General features: G+C 62.5%; 21 protein-coding genes. 9 read left to right on the plus strand and 12 right to left on the minus strand.

Annotated features, from left to right (window positions below):
• The 8 genes from ACI3KQ_RS08610 to ACI3KQ_RS08645 all read right to left on the minus strand — a co-directional run bounded on the left by ACI3KQ_RS08610 (nt 1) and on the right by ACI3KQ_RS08645 (nt 6,990).
• The gene (locus tag ACI3KQ_RS08610; RefSeq protein ID WP_404956670.1) at nt 1-1,092 is read right to left on the minus strand and encodes a DUF1214 domain-containing protein; all 1,092 of its coding nucleotides are present in this window, start codon (nt 1,090-1,092) and stop codon (nt 1-3) included.
• Between the two features lie 87 nt (nt 1,093-1,179).
• A complete protein-coding gene (locus ACI3KQ_RS08615; protein ID WP_404956672.1) occupies nt 1,180-2,253 on the minus strand; it encodes an alcohol dehydrogenase catalytic domain-containing protein in 1,074 nt (357 codons plus the stop codon).
• Nucleotides 2,250-2,768: a nuclear transport factor 2 family protein gene (locus tag ACI3KQ_RS08620; protein WP_404956673.1), complete on the minus strand. Its 519-nt coding sequence runs from the start codon at nt 2,766-2,768 to the stop codon at nt 2,250-2,252. The genes ACI3KQ_RS08615 and ACI3KQ_RS08620 overlap by 4 nt, the downstream gene beginning before the upstream one ends.
• A 107-nt stretch (nt 2,769-2,875) precedes the next feature.
• Complete coding sequence (locus ACI3KQ_RS08625; RefSeq protein ID WP_404956675.1) at nt 2,876-3,631, minus strand: SDR family NAD(P)-dependent oxidoreductase; 756 nt, start codon at nt 3,629-3,631, stop codon at nt 2,876-2,878.
• A 21-nt stretch (nt 3,632-3,652) separates the two neighbouring features.
• Nucleotides 3,653-4,468 (minus strand): SDR family NAD(P)-dependent oxidoreductase, encoded by an 816-nt coding sequence (locus ACI3KQ_RS08630; protein WP_404956677.1) that lies wholly within the window; start codon nt 4,466-4,468, stop codon nt 3,653-3,655.
• The gene (locus tag ACI3KQ_RS08635) at nt 4,455-5,246 is read right to left on the minus strand and encodes an SDR family NAD(P)-dependent oxidoreductase (protein WP_404956679.1); all 792 of its coding nucleotides are present in this window, start codon (nt 5,244-5,246) and stop codon (nt 4,455-4,457) included. The genes ACI3KQ_RS08630 and ACI3KQ_RS08635 overlap by 14 nt, the downstream gene beginning before the upstream one ends.
• A 30-nt stretch (nt 5,247-5,276) precedes the next feature.
• A complete protein-coding gene (locus ACI3KQ_RS08640) occupies nt 5,277-6,350 on the minus strand; it encodes an alkene reductase (protein WP_404956681.1) in 1,074 nt (357 codons plus the stop codon).
• 7 nt (nt 6,351-6,357) lie between these two features.
• Nucleotides 6,358-6,990 (minus strand): nuclear transport factor 2 family protein, encoded by a 633-nt coding sequence (locus ACI3KQ_RS08645; protein WP_404956682.1) that lies wholly within the window; start codon nt 6,988-6,990, stop codon nt 6,358-6,360.
• An 84-nt stretch (nt 6,991-7,074) separates the two neighbouring features.
• On the opposite strand from ACI3KQ_RS08645, the gene ACI3KQ_RS08650 reads away from it, so the two are divergent.
• From ACI3KQ_RS08650 to ACI3KQ_RS08665, 4 genes are all read left to right on the plus strand, one after another.
• On the plus strand, nt 7,075-8,151 hold the full coding sequence (locus tag ACI3KQ_RS08650) for an AraC family transcriptional regulator ligand-binding domain-containing protein (protein WP_404956684.1): 1,077 nt from the start codon (nt 7,075-7,077) through the stop codon (nt 8,149-8,151).
• A gap of 168 nt (nt 8,152-8,319) precedes the next feature.
• Nucleotides 8,320-8,946, plus strand: coding sequence for a TetR/AcrR family transcriptional regulator (locus ACI3KQ_RS08655; RefSeq protein WP_404956685.1), 627 nt, complete (start codon nt 8,320-8,322; stop codon nt 8,944-8,946).
• Nucleotides 8,947-9,008: 62 nt separating this feature from the next.
• On the plus strand, nt 9,009-9,314 hold the full coding sequence (locus tag ACI3KQ_RS08660; RefSeq protein WP_404956687.1) for a hypothetical protein: 306 nt from the start codon (nt 9,009-9,011) through the stop codon (nt 9,312-9,314).
• Nucleotides 9,315-9,481: 167 nt separating this feature from the next.
• Nucleotides 9,482-9,769, plus strand: coding sequence for a 4a-hydroxytetrahydrobiopterin dehydratase (locus ACI3KQ_RS08665; RefSeq protein WP_404956689.1), 288 nt, complete (start codon nt 9,482-9,484; stop codon nt 9,767-9,769).
• A gap of 15 nt (nt 9,770-9,784) precedes the next feature.
• Here ACI3KQ_RS08665 and ACI3KQ_RS08670 read toward each other — a convergent pair whose 3' ends face one another.
• Nucleotides 9,785-10,855 (minus strand): helix-turn-helix transcriptional regulator, encoded by a 1,071-nt coding sequence (locus ACI3KQ_RS08670; RefSeq protein WP_404956691.1) that lies wholly within the window; start codon nt 10,853-10,855, stop codon nt 9,785-9,787.
• 197 nt (nt 10,856-11,052) lie between these two features.
• Here ACI3KQ_RS08670 and ACI3KQ_RS08675 point away from each other — a divergent pair, with 197 nt between their 5' ends.
• Genes ACI3KQ_RS08675 through ACI3KQ_RS08695 form a run of 5 tightly spaced genes read left to right on the plus strand, consistent with a single transcriptional unit; the run spans nt 11,053 to nt 16,607 of the window.
• Nucleotides 11,053-12,312, plus strand: a complete 1,260-nt coding sequence (locus ACI3KQ_RS08675; RefSeq protein WP_404956692.1) for a hypothetical protein — start codon at nt 11,053-11,055, stop codon at nt 12,310-12,312.
• Complete coding sequence (locus ACI3KQ_RS08680) at nt 12,309-14,000, plus strand: DUF1592 domain-containing protein (RefSeq protein ID WP_404956694.1); 1,692 nt, start codon at nt 12,309-12,311, stop codon at nt 13,998-14,000. The genes ACI3KQ_RS08675 and ACI3KQ_RS08680 overlap by 4 nt, the downstream gene beginning before the upstream one ends.
• On the plus strand, nt 13,997-15,385 hold the full coding sequence (locus ACI3KQ_RS08685) for a DUF1552 domain-containing protein (protein WP_404956696.1): 1,389 nt from the start codon (nt 13,997-13,999) through the stop codon (nt 15,383-15,385). Before ACI3KQ_RS08680 ends, ACI3KQ_RS08685 begins: the two co-directional genes overlap by 4 nt.
• Before the next feature lie 35 nt (nt 15,386-15,420).
• Entirely contained in the window at nt 15,421-15,897 is a 477-nt protein-coding gene (locus ACI3KQ_RS08690) for a c-type cytochrome (RefSeq protein ID WP_404956698.1), read from the plus strand.
• Nucleotides 15,894-16,607 carry a cytochrome b/b6 domain-containing protein gene (locus ACI3KQ_RS08695; protein ID WP_404956700.1) on the plus strand — a complete coding sequence of 238 codons (714 nt, stop codon included), beginning with the start codon at nt 15,894-15,896 and terminating at the stop codon, nt 16,605-16,607. The genes ACI3KQ_RS08690 and ACI3KQ_RS08695 overlap by 4 nt, the downstream gene beginning before the upstream one ends.
• A 130-nt stretch (nt 16,608-16,737) precedes the next feature.
• Here ACI3KQ_RS08695 and ACI3KQ_RS08700 read toward each other — a convergent pair whose 3' ends face one another.
• From ACI3KQ_RS08700 to cysD, 3 genes are all read right to left on the minus strand, one after another.
• Complete coding sequence (locus ACI3KQ_RS08700) at nt 16,738-17,526, minus strand: 3'(2'),5'-bisphosphate nucleotidase CysQ (protein WP_404956701.1); 789 nt, start codon at nt 17,524-17,526, stop codon at nt 16,738-16,740.
• Nucleotides 17,523-19,436, minus strand: coding sequence for a sulfate adenylyltransferase subunit CysN (cysN, locus tag ACI3KQ_RS08705; protein WP_404956703.1), 1,914 nt, complete (start codon nt 19,434-19,436; stop codon nt 17,523-17,525). The genes ACI3KQ_RS08700 and cysN overlap by 4 nt, the downstream gene beginning before the upstream one ends.
• A gap of 145 nt (nt 19,437-19,581) precedes the next feature.
• Entirely contained in the window at nt 19,582-20,502 is a 921-nt protein-coding gene (cysD, locus tag ACI3KQ_RS08710) for a sulfate adenylyltransferase subunit CysD (protein ID WP_404956705.1), read from the minus strand.
• Nucleotides 20,503-20,504: the final 2 nt, after the last annotated feature.

Raw genomic sequence — 20,504 nt, forward strand, 5'->3', positions numbered from 1 at the left:
TCAGAGCTTTATGACGCGGCATTGCGGGACGGGATGGTCGTCCGCCTCTATCCAGCGCCACAGGGCCGTGCCGGACCGATGGCCGGACAGGTCGATCCAGTTGCCAAAGCCCGGATCCTGATCGGCGCACACGACGATGACGCTGCCGTCATCTTCATATTTCGCCTGCGCGCCGTTCACCCAGACCTGGCGGTTGACGTGATCCATCGATTCCATCCACCAATTGTCGAGCTGGAAATTCCAGAAACGGCATTTGGGTGGCTTGGCCTCCAGCACCAGCGCTTCGCCGGGCGCGAGGTCGTAATAGAGGTGGCCGTACCAGATTTTAGGGTCGCCGCCCGCGCGATACCAGGTCAACTGGTCCCTGCCGTCATAGATGCGGTTGGGTTGTTCCATGAACCATTCGGACCAGTCCGCAAAGGTGTTGGAGGTCCCCCGCACCCACGCCGCCGCGCCGTTCAGTTGCGCCTGGATCACATCAGGCGTCAGCACGGCGGGCAGTTTCGGCCCGTCGCTGATCCGTTCGATCCGGACCTCTGCGGCCTGTTCCTTATCCTTGTCATTGAAGGTTTGGCGGATGATGAGCAGGGTCGTGTCGTCGGCCATGGGCAGCCAGTTGCCCGGTTGTTTCGTCTTGCTGGCGATGATTTCAAAGCTGCCGTCGGGGCCGAGTTCAACGTCCGAAAACTCGATCTCTCCGGTCGAAGCCATGGTGCCGTCGATGGCATAGCGATTGGCCTTGGACCCGATCGACAGATAGGGGACGCTGTTGCGCGAGCCCGTGATCCGATAGTCGCGGTCGCCCCGGACGACGACCTGTTGATAGAGGTTGTCGGGATTGTCCGCGCCAATCTTGATCGCATCGTCGGTCAGCAGGAAGATGCGGGGAAAATCCGGGTCGGCGGAATCCACCAGCATGTTGAGCGCGGTGCGCGTGAGGCGGGACAGATAACGCACCCCTTCCGCCTGATCGATGGGCGTGGCGGGTGCGCTGGGGCGGTCCAATATGTCGCCCGCCTTCGCCAGCTGATCGCAAAAGTCGCGCCAGACGGTGGACAGCCGCACGCCGTCCGCCTGTTTATCCTTCTCCATGGCCGTTCCTTCTTTGCGTAACGAATGACGGGAATATCATATATGTTCGCAGCTGATGGAAAGATTTTCAAACAAAATGCGCAGATATCAGTCCGTCAGGTTCACTAACGCTCTGGTCACCTCACCCGCCTTCAACGCGGCGATGGCGTCATTGATCCGGTCGAGCGGCCAGATGCCGCTGACCTGATCGGCGACGTTCAGGCGGCCATCGCGCACCTGATCGATCAGCACGGGATAATCGCGGTCGGGGATCGCGCCGCCATTCATCGTCGCGATCACTTCACCGCCCGTCACGAACCGGTCGAGCGGCAATGCGGCCTGCGACCCTGGCCGCGACATGCCGATCAGCACAACCCGCCCGCCCCGCTTTATCGATCGAAGGGCAGTTTCAATCGCGCCGATCGCGCCGCTGCATTCCACCACGACATCGATAGGACCATGATCGCGCGCCAGCAGCGCCCCGGCGGCGGCGGCATCCAGCGAGGGGTCGGCCAGAACGAAGTCGGACGCGCCGAACTGGCGCGCGGCGGCTTCCTTTGCGGGATTGGCGTCGATCGCGATGACATGCGCGCCCAGCCGCGCCGCGCCCTGAATGGCGTTGACGCCGATGCCGCCGACGCCAAAGACGAGGACCCGGTCGTCGGGGCGGACGCGCCCCAGCACGCGCGACGCGCAGACGCCGGTGGACACCGCGCAGCCGATGAGCGCGCCCTGCTCCATCGGCAAATCATCGATGGCAAACAGCTGCGACGCCTTCACCACGATTTCCTGCGCGAAGGACGACACGTTGGCGAAGGACGCCACGGGCCGATCGTCCAGCAGGAAGGGGAAACCCGGCGCAAATCCCCAGTTGATGTCGCAATTATGCGGCTCCCCCCGCAGGCATTCCCGGCATTCGCCACAGGGCGTCTGCGTGCCCACGGTCACACGGTCACCGACGGCCCAGCCTTCGACGCCGGGGCCGATTTCCGCGACTTCGCCTGCGGCTTCATGCCCCAGCACGACCGGCAATATCGGCAGATGCGGGGTCATCATCGCAATGTCGCTGTGGCAGATGCCCGAACGCAGCACGCGGACCCGCACCTCGCCCGGACCCACGGGGCGCAGCGTCAGCCGGTCGCTGACGAACAGGGATGCGCCGTCCCAGACCGCCGCCTTCATGCGGCCAGCCCCGCGAGCATCGGGTAGGAAAAGGACGGATCGCTGCGATCCGCGCGGCCCACGGGTGCATCCTTGCTCATGCGGTCCAGGCTTTCCTGATCGACCGGAATGATCGAGCCATTGTCGAACACCAGACTGCGGTGGAGGAATTTCCAGACGCCATCGCGCCGTTCATAGCGGTCGAGATAGCGGCCAAGAACGAGGAAAATGCGCGCGTCAGGGGCGGGCGTGCGATGCCATGCCTCAACATAATGTTCGCCCTCTGCCCGGTCGCCGTCGATGACGAACAGGCTGTTGCTGATGCTATGGCGCGTCAATTCCCAATGGGCGGTGGCCTGAGGCAACCAGGCGACGAATTCGTCCGGGCCGCCTTTGAACATCGCGCCATGATCGTCGATCGCATCGTCATGGTAGAGCGAGCGCACGAGCGCGAAATCGCGGCGGTCGCAACCCCGGCAATAGCGCATCACCAGATCCTGAAGTTCCACCCGGTCGAGCAAAGCCTGTGACATCATGCCTCCTACAAGCAGGGCATGTGCCTGCCCTTCGTCAGCCCCTTGTGCAGGAAGAATGGGCGGCAGGTCGACCGAAAAACGGTCAGCCGCCCATGTCTGCGGGCAGGTCAGAAGGCCTTGGTCTGGCCGCCGTCCACCATCAATGTCTGGCCGGTTATATAGGCCGCCGCGTCGCTCGCCAAAAATGTGACGGCAGCGCCAATGTCCTTTTCGCAATCGCCGATGCGGCGCAGCGATACCTTGGCAATCTGGGCGTCATAGTCGGCGGGTGCATATTCACGCCAGGCCTGGACGCCGGGCGAATTGGCGAAGGGGCAGACGATGTTCACGCGGACGCCCTGCGGTCCCCATTCATTGGCTGCAACCTTCGATATCGCGCGGATCGCTTCCTTTGCAGCGGCGTAGGACGCCTGGGTGGGAAGCCCGTCGAAGGCGGCGCCGCTGCCGAAGTTGATGACGCAGCCCCGGCTTTCGACCAGATGCGGATGCGCCGCGCGCATCAGGATGAAGGTCGGCCAGAAGCCCGTGTCGAAGGACAGGTTCATCGCTTCGTCAGTCGTGTCGACCAGTGGAAGCTGGTGCGATGCCTGGGCGGCGTTGACCAATATGTCGAGCTTGCCGAAGCGATACACCGCCGTCGTCACGATGGAAGGCAGCGCTTCGCGATTGGCCAGATCGACGGCCAGGAACGCGACGTCCCCGCCCAGCCCCTGCAATTCCGCCTCTGTCGCGCGGCCCAGATCCTCTTCGCGGTCGACGATCAGCACCGATGCGCCCGCCTTGACGAAGGCCGTCGCTATGCCCTTTGCCACGCCGCGCGCGCCGCCGGTCACGATTGCGACCTTGCCATCCAATTGTCCCATATTCGATCCTTTCAATCCGCGTCAGGAAAACCACGATCCGCCATTCACCGTGACGACGCTGCCCGTTGCGAAGCTGCCGTCGTCACCCGCCAGAAAAGCGACCGCTCCGGCGATCTCATCGGGGTGGGCGAGCCGCTTCATCAGGCTGTCGGCGGCGATGGAATCCTTCAATTCAGTAGGCAGGCTGGCGTAGATCGGCGTTTCGGTCGCGCCGGGATTGACCGCATTCACCCGGATGCCCCGCGCCGCCAGTTCGCGCGCCATCGCCCGCGTCATGCCCAGCACCGCCGCCTTGGCCGCGCAATAGGGCACCGGGCCGTCGCCCTTTACCGCCGATGTAGAGGCGATGTTGACGATGGACCCGCCGGTCCCCTGATCCGCCATCAGCCGCACCGCCGCACGGGAACATTTGAACACGCCGTCCAGCGTTACCGCCATGACGCCCGCCCAGCCTTCGTCCGAACAGTGGATCGTCTGGTCGGCGAAGACCTGCTCGCCCGCCGCCTGCGCAGCCTGCGCCGCGTAAAATTGATCCATGCCGTCGCCCGGCGCGCTACCCCGCCCGGCATTGTTGACGAGCAGGTCCACCCCGCCCAGCCGCGCCTTCACCTGCGCAAAGGCGGCATCTACCGATGCGGTGTCGGTGACATCGCAGGCAATGCCGATATGCGGGGACGGCAGCACCGCGCCAGCCGACCCTGCATCAAGGTCCAGCACCGCGACCACCGCGCCTTCCGCCGCCAGCCGCGTCGCGATGGCCGCGCCGATCCCCTGGGCGCCGCCGGTCACGACCGCGCGCCTGCCCTTCAGCCTGTCCACGCCATCAATCCTCGACATGGGGACGCCACGCAACGCCGTTCACCTGCGACCCGCCGCTCGCGAAAATGGTGTTGCCGTTGACATAGGCGCTGCCCTCGCTCGCCAGGAAGACGGCGGCTGGGCCGATGTCCCGTTCCGCCTCGCCAAAGCGGCCAGCGGGGATTTGTTGCAATATGGCCTCTGACATTTCCGGGTTGGCGGCGAAATAGTCGTCCGCCTGCGGGCTGTTGGCGGCAGGGCAGATGATATTGCAGGTGATGCCATGCGGACCCCATTCGACCGCTGCGGTGCGGGTCAGCGCCCGCATCGCTTCCTTGCTGGCATTATAGGCAACGGTGAACATATGCGCGTTCACGCCGTTCAGCGACCCCATGTTGATGATGCGACCGTAACGCTGCGCCTTCATGATCGGGAAAGCCGCCCTCATCGCCCAGAATACCGCATAATAGTTGAGCGCGAAGGAGCCGATCATATCGTCATCGCTGTGATTTTCGATACGCTTGGGAAAACTGGCCCCGGCATTGTTCACCAGGATGTCGAGGCTGCCGAAGCGCGAATGGGTGGCCTGAACCATCGATTCCACCTGTGCCGCCTGCGTCACGTCGGTCTGGATGAAAAAGGCGTCGACCCCGTGCGTGTCGCGCAGATAACGCGCCGCTTCCTCACCCTGGTCCGCGTTGCGCTGGGCGATGGCGACCCGTGCGCCAGCCTGAGCCAGCGCGCGGGCGACGCCCTGCCCGACGCCCTGTCCGCCGCCCGTGACGAGCGCAGTGCGCCCTTCCAATGACTTGGGCATGTTCTCTCTCCTAAAAACGCGTCTTTATTGTCAGGCGTCGAGCGCCGGATAATCCGTATAGCCCCGGTGATCTTCGCCGCCGCCGGTGTAGAACTGATCGCGATTCGCCTTCGCCAGCGGCGCGCCCTTGCTGAAACGTTCGGCAAGGTCGGGATTGGCGATATAGAGATAGCCAAAGGACACGGCCTGCGCCTTGCCTTCGTCCAGCACAGCCTTTGCCTTTTCCAGCGTCAGGCCGGCATTTTCTATGACCGGCCCGTTCCAGTTGGCGTTGACCAGATCAAGCGCATCCTGACCCTTTAGAGGTATGTGGATGAGGTGGCAGTAAGCAAGCCCCATATTGTCCACGGCCCTGAGCAGCGCGGCGTAGGTTTCGTGCGGATCGGCATCGTCCATGCCGTTGAAGCGGACGCCGGGGCAAATACGGAAACCGACCCTGCCCGGCCCAATCGCATCGGCCAGCGCCTGTAGCGTTTCGACGACGAAGCGGATGCGGTTTTCGACCGGGCCGCCATAGCGGTCCGTCCGCTGGTTGGTGTTGGTCGACAGGAATTGCATGGGCAGGTAGCCGCTGGCGCAATGCAGTTCCACGCCGTCCATGCCAGCCGCAATCGCGTTGCGGGCGGCGGTGACATATTCGCCGATGACCGCCGGAATTTCATCGGTCGCCAGCTCGCGCGGCATCGCGGTTTCGACGGGAACGCCATCGGGTCCGGGAATCTTGTCAGGGCAGCGGATGGCGGAAGGCGCGACCGTTTCGGCGTCCGCGTCCTTGTTCGCCTGAACCGCCGCGCGACCGACATGCATCAGCTGGACGACGATTTTGCCGCCAGCGTCATGCACTGCGTCCGCGACCTTGCGCCATCCCGCCACCTGATCGACGCTGTGGATGCCGGGCGTGCGGAAATAGCCTTTGCCCGCACGCGACGGCTGGGTGCCTTCGGTGACGATCAGGCCCGCGCTGGCCCGCTGGCGGTAATATTCCACCATGATATCGGTCGGGACATCGCCCGGACCCGCCCGGTCGCGCGTCATCGGAGCCATGACGATGCGATTTTTCAGCGTAATGTCCCCCAATGTCGTGGGAGAGAATATATCGGTCATTGGCAAATCAGCTCCGTACGCGAGGTTTGGGCAAGGGCGCGCCGCGCCGCATGGTTTCGATGAATTTTTCCAGTGGCGCAGGCGGTTCGACCGGGCCGTCATGCGGACGGCCTTCACGCGCCCAATAGGTTTTCCAGCTGGGGAACAGATCGTGGAAACTGCCATGATAGGGCGGATGGCCGGGCCAGCGCATCTTGCGGTCGCCGATGGGCGGCTTGTTCAAATCGGTCGCATACCAATAAAGCGGCAGGCGGCGGCGGAAATACCAGCGGCCATCGATCCGTTCATACTGGTCGAAATACATCATCTGCATGATGACCCATTCGGCCCCGGTTTCATGTTCATTTTTCGAATAGACGACGCCCTGCGCATGGTCGGGATCGTCAAAGTCGATGATGTGACCGCCGATATGATGCGATGTGCCGTCGAACTGCATCGAATGGGTTTCGTCGAACCAGTCACGCAGCGCCTTGCGCCCGGTCTTGCCCCCGCCCACGCGCACGTCTTCGGGAAAAAGGCTGACCCAGGCGTCGGAATCGCGCATGTCGAGCGCCAGCGAATATTTGGCCGGAAGCTGGCGAATGGCGTCCAGTGATTCCAGGCGGTCGATCCGCGCCAGCAACTGTTCGTCGGCCGTCATTCGCATTCCGCTCCTTCAATTATGCTTGCAACGCTGTTTCCCCGATTGCGCCGGGCGAGGATATGGCCGAAAAGCTCAAAGGACATGACGAAATCGCTCACCCCCAACAAGCAACTGTCGCAGCCGGTGCCGGGGCGCGTGCCGGCGGGCGTCGGGCGCGACCTGATGGCGATGATCGCCGAATATGGCGGCGACGCTGACATTTTCCTGCGAGATGCCGGGCTTTTAAGCTTGAGGGCGGTGTTGCTCGATCGGTCGGACGAACGCGACAGCATCGCGCACCGGGACTTTACCCGCCTTTATGCGCGGGCCACGGCATTGCTGGACGAAGTGGCCGGGCGACAGGAAGGCCGCAGTTCCATCACCAAGGGCGGGATCGACATGATGTGCTATGCCATCATCACCTGCCGGACGCTGCACGACGTGATCGCGCGGATGGACAGTTTCTTTGCCCTGATGGCCCCCCGCACCGGCAGGCTGACCCTGACGGTCGCGCGCGGCGAAGCCCGGCTGGACATGGCTACCATCAGAAAGGTGCGAAACAGTTGCGCCTATCTGTCCGACCTGACGGGACTTGCCACTCACCACCGGCTGTTCGGATGGCTGATCGGGGAGGATATTCCGCTGTCGGGCGCGGCGATGCGTTATCCGCCGCTGCTGGACGCGCGGACGGTCGCCTATCTGCTGCCCTATCCCGTCGAGCATCATGCGCCGGAAAACAGCCTGCGCTTTCCCGCCCGTTATCTGGACCGTCCGGTAGTGCGCGACCACCATGAGCTGGACCTGCTGCTGGAGCGTTTTCCGTTCGACATAGAGGAGCCGCAGTCAAAGCAGACGCCGTTGTCGGACCGAATTTCGCATCTCTATGCGTCTATGCTGGCCAGCGGAGACGCGCCGGTGACGGGTAACGAGCTGGCACGCCAGTTCAGCATCAGCGTCGCCACGCTGAAACGCCGGCTGACGGCGGAGGGCACGTCGCTGTCGCAGATCAAGGCCAATTCCCGGCGCGAACTGGCCGCGCATCTGTTGCGCGACCCGCGCCTGTCCATCGCCGAAGTCGCGCGCCGGGCCCATTTCAGCGATACCGGGTCATTTTGCCGCGCGTTTCGCCAATGGACCGGCAAGTCACCATCGCGATGGCGCGGCGCAATGGAGGGCTGAGCGGTCCCGTAACGCCTGATCCAAGCGGTTCCGAGCGCCATTGCCGCGACATTATTTGATCGAATGGAGTCATTATCGATCATATTCGTCCGATTACGCTCTGGCGGACGGGTGCAACTTGTCCACCCCCTCTGTTTGTGTCACGAACGCCCGATGCAGGCAGCTTCAATGTTTAAACCCAAACGCGGCAGACCCACGTTAGAACAGGTGCAAGCCATCGAGCAGGCCATCCTGACGACAGCGCGGCGCATGTTTCTGGAAATTGGTTTCGACAATGTCGCCATGGAGGCGGTCGCAACCGCCGCCGGTGTGTCAAAGGGTACGCTTTACGTCCGCCATCCGTCGAAGGAAGCGCTGCTGACGGCGGTCATCCGCAACAGTGTCGCGGAATGGTCGGACCGGGCGGCGCAGCACGACCATCTGCTGACCGAGGATATGGGCGAGCGGCTGCGCCATCATGCCCGCATCATCGCGAACACATTTTCATCGCCTGAAGTCCAGGCATTGTGCCGGTTGATGTTCGTCACGCAGGACCGGTTTCCCGACGTGTCGGCTGTCCTGCACGATGTCGGCTATCTTTACGCGGTCGGGTTCATATCCCGCGATATCACGCAATTGTCGATCAAGGACGGCATGTCCGTTCGCGATCCCGACAGCGTCGCCCACATGCTGGTGTCATCCATTTCCGGGTGGCAGTTGCAGGAAGGGGCGGCGCGCAATGTCCCGCCGGAGGAACTCACCAGGATGGCCGATCGTTTCGCCGAACTTCTGCTAGCCGCACGTTCTTCCTGGTAGGGCTTGAAATTAGAACGACTACGTGCGATATATAACGAGTCTAAATTGGAGGATCCTGAACTATGCGTGTTTTCCTGATGGCTACCGCTGCCGCTCTCATGACCGTTGGTGCGCCTGCAATGGCTGATACCACTGCGGCTGCTGCGGCCAAGGCCAAGTACAACACCAGCGACACCGAACTTGGCACCATGCTGGACGATCCCGCCGCCAAGGCGATCATCGAAAAGCACATCCCCGGCATGACGACCAACGAACAAGTCGACATGGCGCGCGGCATGACGCTGAAGGCTGTGCAGCAATATTCGCCGGACGACGTGACCGATGCGCGCCTTGCCGCCATCGATGCCGAACTGGCTACGTTGAAGTAAGAACAGGACCTGCGGGGAATAGACAACCCGCAAGGCCATGTGATGATAAGGGGCGCCCCGTGTTGAAGGGCGCCCTTTTTTTGCCTCGATATTGGTCCGTGGCGCGACCATGGTTGGGACCTTGCCGTGCTTCCTGTTATGACGAGGGGTCAAACGAGGATGCGAAGATGGCTTATGTGAAAATGTCGCCCGAAGCGGTGCTGGCGCAAGTGACGGGCTGGACCCCCTGCGCCAACCGGGAAGCCATTGAAAAACGGTTCACCTTTTCGGATTTCAGTGCGGCCTTTGCTTTCATGACGCGCTGCGCCATGCGGGCCGAACAGTTGGACCACCACCCAGAGTGGAGCAATGTCTACAATAAGGTGGATGTGGTGCTGACGACCCATGATGTCGGCGGCATGAGCGATCGCGATCTGGCCATGGCGCAATTCATGGATGAAGTTGCGGCGGTTTGAGCCGAACGGCGTGCATCAGGCGGCAACGCGCATCGTCCGGCGATAGCTGCTGGGCGACATGCCCGTCCATTCGCGAAACGCCTGCCGAAAGGCATCCGAATCGCAATAGTCCAGCCTGACCGCGATCGCTTCGATCGACAGGACGGTGCGGCTCAACAGGTCTAGCGCGACTTCCCGGCGGCAGCTTTCGCGGATCTGGCGATAGCTGGTGCCTTCCCGCGCTAGACGGCGGCGCAGGGTCGGGCCGCTGCCCCCCATGGTCGCGATGATGTCGCCAAATGTCGGCACCCGTTGCCTGTCACGCAAGGACCGCAGCGCGATCCGGCGGACCTGTTCCGCTGTGTCGGCAACCGGGCCTTCGTCCATCGGCCCGATGCCGAACAGCAGGTTTCCCGGCGGTCGCGCCGCCAGTTCATCCGCACTGCGGACGACGGGATAATCCAGCATAGCCGCATCGAAGGCAAAACCGGTCCAGCCCCCGGCAAGCCGCACTTCAAACATCAATTCCGGCAGTTCCAGCGCGCGAAAGACAGATTCTTCATGATCCAGCGCGACGTGACGGATCATGATGGGCCGCCCGATCAGCCAGCTGAGCAGCGCATGGATATGGGTCACCCCGAACAGGTCGATCAGGCAGCCCGACATGGTATGTCCAGGCGGACGCATCGAATCGAGCGCGAGTTCGCCCACGTCCGCGCGCGTGGTCAGCGTCATGCGACCATAGCGCCAGTCAATCGCTTCGAAACATTCCGCGCACCGGTTGATCGCTTCGCGCAATGTGCGCGCGCCCGACAGGCTGTAGAGGATGATGCGCCAGTCGTAACGACGCATGCCAGCGCGGCCCAGCATCAGGCTGTCGCGCGCCGCCAACTGAGAAATGGCCCGACTGGTCAGGCGCGCGAGATGGGAGACGTCGAGCTGTTCGACATAGGCGGTAAGCGCAGCCTCCCCCGGCGTCGGCAGGTCGTCCGCGTCCACCAGCGAATCCAACGATCCGAAACTTTCCCGATAAATGGTCAGCACGCGCAGGGTAAGGCGTTCGCCCGTGCGCCATTCCATCCCTTCCCGTGTCGGCACCTGGTCCATGGCTGTCGATCATCCCTAATTTTCGATCAGCCTATCACCGACTGAAACTCACGCAATAGCGGCAAATTGAGACGACACGCCGACCTGCTGCGCAGAATCGCCGCCGTGGGTGATCGATTTCGGGGTGGCGTGAAACGGTCAGGAGCGCATGATGTGATGGATAATAAGGCCCAGACTTGGCCCATGGAGGATATTGGATGACTGCGCGTGCGTCGCTAGCTTTAAGAAAATCCGGTCGGCAGTTGAGTTTGGCGCTGATCGCTGGCGGCGCGGTGATGCTGACTGCGGCGGATGCTCCCACTGGCGGAGAGCCGGGCGTCCATGCCTTTGTCCTGGCCAACATCTACCTGGTCAACGGCGGTGAAGCGGACGTCTGCAAGGTGCCTGATGAAGGCGATCTCAACCGATTCTACGCCACCCTTTCACCCGAGCTTCAAGCGAAATTCGCGGGTGCCGAAAAGCGTCAGGCGCTGGAATTGTACATGAACGAGAAGATGGGCTTCAAGCGCATCCATATGTGGGGAAATCGCAGCGCGAATGTGAAATATCCGCCCGGATACGACCCGAAGACAACGGCCACACCCGAACAGGCGATTGCCATAGGGGCGCTGAACGGTTTGCCCAAAGGAAAGGGTCGGCTGGCCTTTTCCAATCGCGAAGTGGTCTATAGTTCCTGTTCGGATCCGCAGGATTTCACCAAGCTGGCCAAGAATTTCCGCACCTATGATGGTCCTGTAGCCGCGGGCATGAATCTGGACGGAAAGGTGAGCAAAGAGGATTTCACCGGCCCGGACGGGACCAAGGGCGTCGACAACCAGCTGTGGCGCGCGGTGGGATGCGTCGAGCCGTTCCGCACCGGCAGCCAGCGCGAAATTTCCGGCAAGGAAATGATATCCATGCGCGCGCCCACGCTGATCGAACTGCGCGGCGTGGACGACATGGAAAATGATTCCGACGTGACGGTGACGGTCTATGCCGCCGCTGACTCCCTGGCCACAGATGGAAAGGGGGAGGCTTTGAGAAGCGCCACCTTCTCCGTCGATCCCGATCCGCGCCTGCGTTCGACCACGCGCGGTCGCATAGAGAAGGGCGTCCTGACCACCGAACCGTTCGATCTGGTGATGAACTACAAGGAACAGATCGTCGACGCGCCCCGCGATATCAGGGGTGCGCGGCTGCGTGCGACGATGAAGCCCGACGGCAGCATCGAAGGCAATCTGTACGGCTATTACACGCTCGATAGCTATTACAGCTCCATCGAACAAATGACGCAGAACGGCGCGATTCTGTCGCAGGTCAGTTGTCCGGGCGTCCGTCAGGCGATCGACCGGCTGGCGGATGGCTATCGCGATCCCAAGACCAAGCGTTACACCGCCATATCCTCGGCCTACGGATTCCGGGGCGTGCGCGCGTTCGTAGCGCCCCAGCAAACCGCGCAGGCGGACCAGACCCGATGAAGGACCCCGTGATCATCACCCCATCGCAGACCAAGCGCCGCCGCATCGCTCCATTCGTGCTGGGCGCGGCGTGCCTGACGCTTGCAGGCAGCATCGCCTTTACCTTCAGCGGCGCGCGCGCGGATGAAAGCATGGCGGACACACCGCCCAGCCAGCTGCGCCGTCTGACGGAACTGCAATATCGCACCGCGATTGCAGATGCGTTCGGCCCTGACATCAAGGTCGTTGGCCGTTTTTCGCCGGACCTGCGCATCGATGGATTGCAGGCGGTCGGCGCGAGCGCCGTGTCGGTGACACCGGCTGGCCTTGAACAATATGAAGACATTGCGCGGGCGATATCGACGCAGGTGACCGACAAGGATCATCGCGATCGGCTGGTCGGCTGCGCGCCTTCCGCCACGGATGCGAAGGGTGCGGCCTGCGCCCGCGATTTCATCCAGAAGGTGGGCCTGAAGCTGTACAGGCGGCCTGTTTCCGCGCCCGAACTGCAACAGCGCGTGGCCGCGACGATGGAAAGCGCGGCGCGGCTGAACGATTTCCACGCGGGCCTTGCCGCCACGCTGACGGGCATGCTGACCAGCCCGGATTTCCTGTTCCGCATCGATTGGCCCGATCGCAGCGGGCGGGGCATCGATGCCTGGTCGGCGGCGAGCCGCCTGTCCTACCTGCTGTGGAATGCAGCGCCTGATGCGGCGCTGCTGGCTGCGGCGGCGGACGGGTCGCTCAACACCCCTGCGGGTCGCGCCCGCGAGGTCGAACGGATGATGGCGTCGCCCCGATTTGTCGATGGGGTCCGCGCCTTCTTCACCGATTATCTGCGGCTGGACGGGATGGACGACCTGGCGAAGGATTCGCTGATCTATCCCGCGTTCAACACGTCCGTCGCGTCTGCGATGCGGGAACAGACGCTGCGCACCATCACCTGGCTGCTGGTCGATAAAAAGGGCGACTATCGCGACCTGTTCACCAGCAACGCCATCGCGATGAACCGGACACTGGGACCGATCTACGACATTCCGGTGTCCAAGACGGACTGGTACATCCACCAATATCCGCAAGGCGATCCGCGCACCGGGTTGCTGACCCATGCCAGCATGCTGGCGCAGCATTCGCATCCGGGGCGCACGTCGCCGACGCTGCGGGGCGTTGCGCTGACCGAAATATTCCTGTGCGAAAAGATCCCGGCACCGCCCGCCAACGTGAACTTCGCGGTGGTTCAGGATGTCGACAACCCGACGTTGAAGACGACGCGCCTGCGGCTGCAAGCGCATCTGGACGATGAAGAATGTGCAAGCTGCCACAAGCGGTCCGATCCGATGGGCCTGGGGCTGGAGCAGTTTGACGGTGCGGGCCAGTTCCGTAAACTGGAACATGACGTGACGATCGACGTGACCGGCGAGTTCGAGGCCAAGCCGTTCGACGGCGCAGCGGCCCTGGGCAAGCTGTTCCACGACAGCGAACAGGTCAGCGCCTGCCTGGTGCAGAGCGCCTGGCGATATGCCCATGGACGCAACCCGGCTGCGACAGATGCGACCAACATCGCCCGCCTGACCAAAGGCTTCCTGGGCAACGGCCACAGCTTTTCCGCGCTGATGCGCAACATTGCCCTCGACCCTGGGCTGCTCGCCCTGCCCCGCACAGTGACGGCGAAGGCCCCACGCGCGAAGAAACAAGGAGTAAGCGGATGACCGCCGCGAAAATGATCGACGACAAGCTGGTTCAAGGCACCACGCGGCGCGGTTTCCTGCTGCGCGGCGCTGTCGGTGGGGCGGCGGTGACGCTGGGCCTGCCGATCCTGGACGCTTTCCTGGACAATAATGGCACCGCCTTCGCGGCGACGCTGGGCGGCGGTAACCTGCCGGTGCGTTTCGGCACATGGTTCTGGGGTTGCGGCATGATCCCCGACCGATGGGTGCCAAAGGCCGCGGGCGCCAATTACGACCTGCCCCCGCAGTTGGCGCCGATCAAGGATGTGCGCCAGCATATCAGCGTCCTTTCGGGATTCAACGTGTCGCTGGGCAGCCGGGGCAACCTGCCCCATCTGTCTGGCAATACCGGCGTGCGCACAGGCGGCGCGGCGGACGACTGGCTGGCAATCCGCGCGCCCACGCTGGACGTGCTGATCGCCGACGCAATCGGCGGCGGGTCCTTTTTCCGCTCGCTCGACCTGAGCGCCGACGGCAATACGCGCACCAGCTATTCCTTCCGCGACAGCCGGACCATGAATCCGACGGTGCCCAGCGCGACCGAATTTTACCGCAAGATATTCGGCGGTGATTTCCAGGACCCGAACAAGGCGGATTTCAAGCCCGATCCCCGTGTCATGGTCCGCCGCAGCGTGCTGTCGGGCGTTACCGACCGGCGTCACGCACTGTTGAACAGCGTCGGCGCGTCCGACCGCGCCCGTCTGGATCAATATTTCACGTCCGTGCGGGAAATGGAGGACAAGCTGGCCCTGCAGTTGCAGAAGCCGCCGCCAGCGGAGGCCTGCGCGATCCCGGCGGAACCCGCCGCACTGAAGGCAGGCGCCGATATCACCGATGTCGAGCAGCGCAAGCAGAACCACAAGTTGATGTCGCAGATGCTTGCCATGGCGCTGGCCTGCAACCAGACCCGTGTGTTCAACATGAGTTTTTCGACTGCCGCGTCGGACCTGCGCCAGGCCGGCAACACCACCGGATATCACCAGATCACCCATGAGGAGATGGTCGACCGTTCCATCGGTTATCAGCCGACCGTCGATTTCTATACGTTGCGCAACATGGAAGCCTGGGCCGATTTCGTCGCTGCGATGGCGGCGGTCAAGGAAGGCGATGGTTCCTTGCTCGACAATATGCTTGTCTTCGCCCACTCCGACGTGTCCTATGCCAAGAACCATGACGTTCAGGGGATCCCCGTGATGCTGGCCGGTTCAGCAGGCGGCAAGGTGAAAACAGGCATCCATGTCGCAGGCGCAGGCGAGCCGATCAGCCGGGTGGGCCTGACCGTTCAGCGGGCCATGGGATTGCCGACCGAAAGCTGGGGCCTGGACGACATGAACACGAAACGGTCGGTCAGCGAGATACTGGTTTGACGTTCATCGCAACAACAAGAAGGACAAAAGCAGGGATGACTTTTGGGTTCCGGGCCTTTGCTGCCCTTTCCATGACGCTCTTCGCAGGCAGCTATGCCGCTTATTCAGCCTATGCGGCATCGCCCGCCGCCACCAATGCCGTCAACGCGCGCAAGGCGAATTACAAGGAGATTGGCGGCGCGTTCAAGACGATCAATGACGAAATCAAGACCGGTGCGCCGGACAAGAATACCGTTCGCCCCCTTGCAGACGTCATTGCACGCCGTTCCGCGTTGCAGCTGAAATTTTTTCCGCGTGGCAGCGGGCCGGAATCAGGCCTGAAGACACGAGCGAAGGCTGAAATCTGGAAGGACAATGCGACCTTTACCAAGTTGCAGAATGACATGGTCGGCGCGGCCAACCAGTTGGCAGCCGCCGCTGCCAAGGGCGATGTCGCGGCAATGACGTCCGCGCGCAACGCACTGGGCGGCACCTGCAAGAGCTGTCACGACCGGTTCCGCGTTCCAGGATGATGGACGACACTGCTCAGGCGTCCGCGCATGCGGAGCCGATGGCCGTGAAGCGCGTTCGCATCTGGGACGCGCCGGTTCGGCTGTTTCACTGGGCGCTGGTCGTGCTGATCGGCGTCGGTTGGTGGACGGGTGAAAACCGCATGCTCGACTGGCATCGGCTGGCGGGCTATTCCATATTGGCGCTGCTGTTGTTCCGGTTGATCTGGGGCGTGATCGGCAGCGGCACGGCGCGCTTTTCCAGCTTTGTGCGCGGGCCTGTAACCGTTGCTTCCTATGTGAAGGGCGCAATGTTCCAGCGCGGCGTCCATGGCGTGCCGGGCCATAACCCGCTGGGCGGGTGGAGCGTGGTGGCGATGCTGCTGCTGCTCGCCACGCAAGTGGGGCTGGGCCTGTTTGCCGTCGATATCGATGGCATGGAATCGGGGCCATTTTCCTATCTGGTCGATTTCGATACCGGACGATGGGCGGCGGAATGGCATGAGGTCATTTTCAACGTCGTGCTGGCGCTGATCGCGATCCATGTGGTTGGGGTGCTGTTCTACCTGCTGTACCGGCGCGACAATCTGATCGGCCCGATGATTACCGGATCGCGCCGCTGGGTGGGCAACCATCCTGCCGTTCGCTTTGCGCCTGCCTGGCTGGGCCTGGGCGTGATGGCGGCATGTGCGGGGCTGGTTTGGCTGGTCATCAGCCTGTGGGGGCGGGCTTGATTTGATCCGCTGACCGGCTGATCAGTCGGGCCGTCTGGACTGGGGTCCTGCCTGCGCAGGAACATGGATACATAAAAGCCGCGGCGGTGATGGTTCACTGCCGCGGCTTTTATGTTGGGGGCCGCCTTATTCAGGCTGCCTTGTCGATGGCCTTTACCAGCGAAAGCACCATTTCGGCATGTTCCTGGCGGCAGATGAGGAGGTCAGGCAGATAGACGTCGCGCTGGTTGTAGACCAGCGGCGACCCGTCGATGCGCGAACAGTGCAGGCCGTGCGCCAGTGCGACGGCGACCGGGGCCATGCTGTCCCATTCATATTGGCCGCCCGAATGGAGATAGATGTCCGCCTGTCCCAGGATCACGGCCATGGCCTTTGCCCCAGCCGATCCCATGGGGACCAGTTCGGCGCCCAGTCCTTCGGCAACCGCGACCGCTTCACTGGCGGGGCGGGTGCGGGACACGACCATGCGCAGTTTTTGAGGAGCGGCTGGAAGCGCCTGGATCCGGTCGGTGCGCAACACGGTGCCCGCGCCACTGTTGGACAAATCCAGCCCCGGCAGCGCCACCGCGCCGGTCACGGCCTGCCCGTCGATGGCCAGGCCGACATGCACCGCCCAATCGGCGCGCGCCTCCCCATATTCGCGCGTGCCGTCGACCGGATCGACGATCCAGACGCGGCTTTTGTCCAGCCGTGCGGCATTGTCCTTTTCTTCCTCCGAAAGCAGGCCATCGTCTGGCCGGGCTTCCCGCAAGGCATGGACAAGGAACTGGTTGGCGGTCTGGTCGCCTGCCTTGCCCAGCGCCTTGGCGCTGAACACGCCGCTGTTGCGCACCTCCAGCAGGATGCGGCCCGCGACCTGGGCAAGGTGAGCGGCGAGTTCCGCGTCGCTCAATGCCTTGACGTCCACCAGCGCGGTCATGGGATCAACCTCGCCACGATTGCATCTGCTGCTGCTTCGGGCGTCATGGCGATGGTGTCGATGCGGATTTCGGGATCCTCCGGCGCTTCATAGGGGCTGTCGATGCCCGTGAAGTTTTTAAGGTCACCGCTCCGCGCCTTTTTATAGAGGCCCTTCACGTCGCGCGATTCTGCTTCGGCCAGCGGGGTATCGATGTGCACTTCGATAAACTCGCCGGGCTGCATCATCTGCCGCACCATGTCGCGTTCGGCCCGGAAGGGCGAGATGAAGGCGGTGATGACGATCAGGCCAGCGTCGGTCATGAGCTTTGCGACCTCACCCACGCGGCGGATATTTTCCACGCGGTCGGCGTCGGTAAAGCCCAGATCCTTGTTCAGGCCATGGCGGACATTGTCGCCATCCAGCAGGAAGGTGTGACGGTTCATCCGCGCCAGTTTCATTTCCACCAGATTGGCAATGGTGGATTTGCCCGCGCCCGACAGACCGGTGAACCACAGCACGGCGGGCTTCTGGTTTTTCAGCCCCGCATGGAATTCGCGTGTGACGTCGGTCGCCTGCCAATGGACATTCTGTGCCCGGCGCAGGCTGAAGTTCAGCATGCCCGCAGCGACGGTGGCGTTGCTGATCTTGTCGATCAGGATGAAGCCGCCGAGCGTCCGGTTCTGCTCATAAGGTTCGAAGACGATCTGCTTGTCGGTCGACAGGTTGGCAAGGCCGATGGCGTTCAAGTCCAAAGTCTTGGCCGCCAGATGTTCCATCGTGTTGACGTTGACCTGATATTTCGGCTGCTGGATCGTCGCCGTGACGGTCTGCGCGCCGATTTTCAGCCAATAGGGACGACCCGGCAGCATTTCTTCGTCCGACATCCACACAATTGTGGCTTCGAACTGGTCGGCAGCCTGTGGTGGATTGTCGGCAAGCGCGATCACGTCGCCGCGCGAACAGTCGATTTCGTCAGCGAAGCAGAGCGTGACCGACTGGCCCGCGACCGCCTGATCCAGGTCGCCGTCCAGAGTAACGATACGCGTGATCGTGCTGGTTTTGCCCGAAGGCAGCACCCGCACGGCATCACCCGGCTTTACAGAGCCGGTCGCGATCAGGCCGGAAAAGCCGCGGAAATCGAGGTTCGGGCGGTTCACCCACTGCACCGGCATGCGGAACGGCTTTTCCGCGTCGGTAGCGCTGTTGACCTCTACCGTTTCCAGATGTTCGATCAGCGCAGGCCCCTTGTACCAGGGCGTATTGTCGCTGGGTCCGGTGATGTTGTCGCCCTTGAAACCCGAAATCGGTAGGGCCGTGAATTCCCTGATGCCGATCGAATTGGCGAATTCGGTATAATCCTTGACGATGCCGTCGAAGACCGCCTGATCATAATCGACCAGATCCATCTTGTTCACCGCCAGCACGATGTTCTGGATGCCGATCAAGTGCGCCAGATAGCTGTGGCGCCGCGTCTGCGTCAGCACGCCCTTGCGCGCGTCGATCAGGATGACGGCCAGGTCGGCGGTCGACGCGCCGGTCACCATGTTACGGGTATATTGTTCATGGCCGGGCGTGTCGGCGACGATGAACTTGCGCTTTTCAGTGGCGAAGAAGCGATAGGCGACGTCGATGGTGATGCCCTGCTCCCGCTCGGCAGCAAGACCGTCGACCAGCAGCGCGAAGTCGATTTCCTGGCCCTGGGTGCCGACCTTCTTGGAATCGGCGTGCAGGGCTTCCAGCTGATCTTCGAAGATCATCTTGCTGTCGTACAGGAGGCGGCCGATCAGGGTCGACTTGCCGTCGTCCACCGACCCGCAGGTGATGAAGCGCAGCATCGTCTTGTGCTCATGCACCTTGAGATACTGGTCGATGTCCTCCGCGATCAGCGCGTCGGTCTTGTAGATGGGTTCTGCAATGACTTCGGTCATGTTTTCTGTCCCGTCATCCCAGCGCGGGCTGGGATCGTTGTGATCTGGGTCGAAGGCGGGGTCTGCGAAAGGGCCTGCCTGGAGGCCGTAGACCCCCGCCGACGCTGGGGTTGACGCTTCGGAACGCTGCGCATTCCGTGACGCGTCAGAAATACCCCTCCTGCTTTTTCTTTTCCATGCCGGCGCCGCCAGCATCCTTGTCGATGGCGCGGCCCTGCCGTTCCGATGTGGTGGTAAGCAGCGTTTCCTGAATCACCTCCGGCAGGGTTGTCGCCTTGCTTTCGACCGCGCCGGTCAGCGGATAGCAGCCCAGCGTGCGGAAGCGGATGGAGCGCATCACCGGTTCTTCGCCATCCTTCAGCGGGAAACGGTCGTCATCGACCATCAACAGCATGCCGTCACGTTCCACCGTCGGGCGTTCCGCCGCGAAATAGAGGGGGACGATGGGCACGTTATTGAGGTGGATATATTGCCAGATATCCAGTTCCGTCCAGTTGCTGATCGGAAAGATGCGGATGCTTTCGCCCTTGTTCTTGCGGGCGTTATAGAGGTTCCACAGTTCCGGGCGCTGGTTTTTCGGGTCCCAGCCGTGCGAAGCGGTGCGGAAGGAAAAGATGCGTTCCTTTGCCCGGCTCTTTTCCTCATCGCGGCGCGCGCCACCGAATGCCGCATCAAAACCATAGAGGTCGAGCGCCTGCTTCAGCCCCTCCGTCTTCCACATGTCGGTGTGGAGCGCGCCATGGTCGAACGGGTTGATGCCCCGCTCCTGCGCTTCGGGATTGTGATAGACGAGCAGTTCCATGCCGCTTTCGGTCGCCATCCGATCGCGCAATTTGTACATTTCCTGGAATTTCCAGGTCGTGTCCACGTGCAGCAACGGAAAGGGCGGCGGCGAGGGATAGAAAGCCTTGCGCGCGAGGTGCAGCATCACGGCGCTGTCCTTGCCAACGGAATAAAGCATCACCGGCTTTTCCGCTTCCGCCACGACTTCGCGCAGAATGTGGATGCTTTCAGCCTCCAGCCGTTGCAGGTGGGTCAGGGTCGATTTACTCAGTTGGTCAGGCATCA

This window comes from Sphingobium sp. ZW T5_29 (assembly GCF_044987515.1).
GTDB lineage: Bacteria > Pseudomonadota > Alphaproteobacteria > Sphingomonadales > Sphingomonadaceae > Sphingobium.

What these genes read in the sequence shown, in the direction of transcription:
- ACI3KQ_RS08610 (WP_404956670.1), bottom strand. Translation starts at nt 1,092, where the DNA reads ATGGAGAAGGATAAACAGGCGGACGGCGTGCGGCTGTCCACCGTCTGG.
- ACI3KQ_RS08615 (WP_404956672.1), bottom strand. Translation starts at nt 2,253, where the DNA reads ATGAAGGCGGCGGTCTGGGACGGCGCATCCCTGTTCGTCAGCGACCGG.
- ACI3KQ_RS08620 (WP_404956673.1), bottom strand. Translation starts at nt 2,768, where the DNA reads ATGATGTCACAGGCTTTGCTCGACCGGGTGGAACTTCAGGATCTGGTG.
- ACI3KQ_RS08625 (WP_404956675.1), bottom strand. Translation starts at nt 3,631, where the DNA reads ATGGGACAATTGGATGGCAAGGTCGCAATCGTGACCGGCGGCGCGCGC.
- ACI3KQ_RS08630 (WP_404956677.1), bottom strand. Translation starts at nt 4,468, where the DNA reads ATGTCGAGGATTGATGGCGTGGACAGGCTGAAGGGCAGGCGCGCGGTC.
- ACI3KQ_RS08635 (WP_404956679.1), bottom strand. Translation starts at nt 5,246, where the DNA reads ATGCCCAAGTCATTGGAAGGGCGCACTGCGCTCGTCACGGGCGGCGGA.
- ACI3KQ_RS08640 (WP_404956681.1), bottom strand. Translation starts at nt 6,350, where the DNA reads ATGACCGATATATTCTCTCCCACGACATTGGGGGACATTACGCTGAAA.
- ACI3KQ_RS08645 (WP_404956682.1), bottom strand. Translation starts at nt 6,990, where the DNA reads ATGACGGCCGACGAACAGTTGCTGGCGCGGATCGACCGCCTGGAATCA.
- ACI3KQ_RS08650 (WP_404956684.1), top strand. Translation starts at nt 7,075, where the DNA reads ATGACGAAATCGCTCACCCCCAACAAGCAACTGTCGCAGCCGGTGCCG.
- ACI3KQ_RS08655 (WP_404956685.1), top strand. Translation starts at nt 8,320, where the DNA reads ATGTTTAAACCCAAACGCGGCAGACCCACGTTAGAACAGGTGCAAGCC.
- ACI3KQ_RS08660 (WP_404956687.1), top strand. Translation starts at nt 9,009, where the DNA reads ATGCGTGTTTTCCTGATGGCTACCGCTGCCGCTCTCATGACCGTTGGT.
- ACI3KQ_RS08665 (WP_404956689.1), top strand. Translation starts at nt 9,482, where the DNA reads ATGGCTTATGTGAAAATGTCGCCCGAAGCGGTGCTGGCGCAAGTGACG.
- ACI3KQ_RS08670 (WP_404956691.1), bottom strand. Translation starts at nt 10,855, where the DNA reads ATGGACCAGGTGCCGACACGGGAAGGGATGGAATGGCGCACGGGCGAA.
- ACI3KQ_RS08675 (WP_404956692.1), top strand. Translation starts at nt 11,053, where the DNA reads ATGACTGCGCGTGCGTCGCTAGCTTTAAGAAAATCCGGTCGGCAGTTG.
- ACI3KQ_RS08680 (WP_404956694.1), top strand. Translation starts at nt 12,309, where the DNA reads ATGAAGGACCCCGTGATCATCACCCCATCGCAGACCAAGCGCCGCCGC.
- ACI3KQ_RS08685 (WP_404956696.1), top strand. Translation starts at nt 13,997, where the DNA reads ATGACCGCCGCGAAAATGATCGACGACAAGCTGGTTCAAGGCACCACG.
- ACI3KQ_RS08690 (WP_404956698.1), top strand. Translation starts at nt 15,421, where the DNA reads ATGACTTTTGGGTTCCGGGCCTTTGCTGCCCTTTCCATGACGCTCTTC.
- ACI3KQ_RS08695 (WP_404956700.1), top strand. Translation starts at nt 15,894, where the DNA reads ATGATGGACGACACTGCTCAGGCGTCCGCGCATGCGGAGCCGATGGCC.
- ACI3KQ_RS08700 (WP_404956701.1), bottom strand. Translation starts at nt 17,526, where the DNA reads ATGACCGCGCTGGTGGACGTCAAGGCATTGAGCGACGCGGAACTCGCC.
- cysN (WP_404956703.1), bottom strand. Translation starts at nt 19,436, where the DNA reads ATGACCGAAGTCATTGCAGAACCCATCTACAAGACCGACGCGCTGATC.
- cysD (WP_404956705.1), bottom strand. Translation starts at nt 20,502, where the DNA reads ATGCCTGACCAACTGAGTAAATCGACCCTGACCCACCTGCAACGGCTG.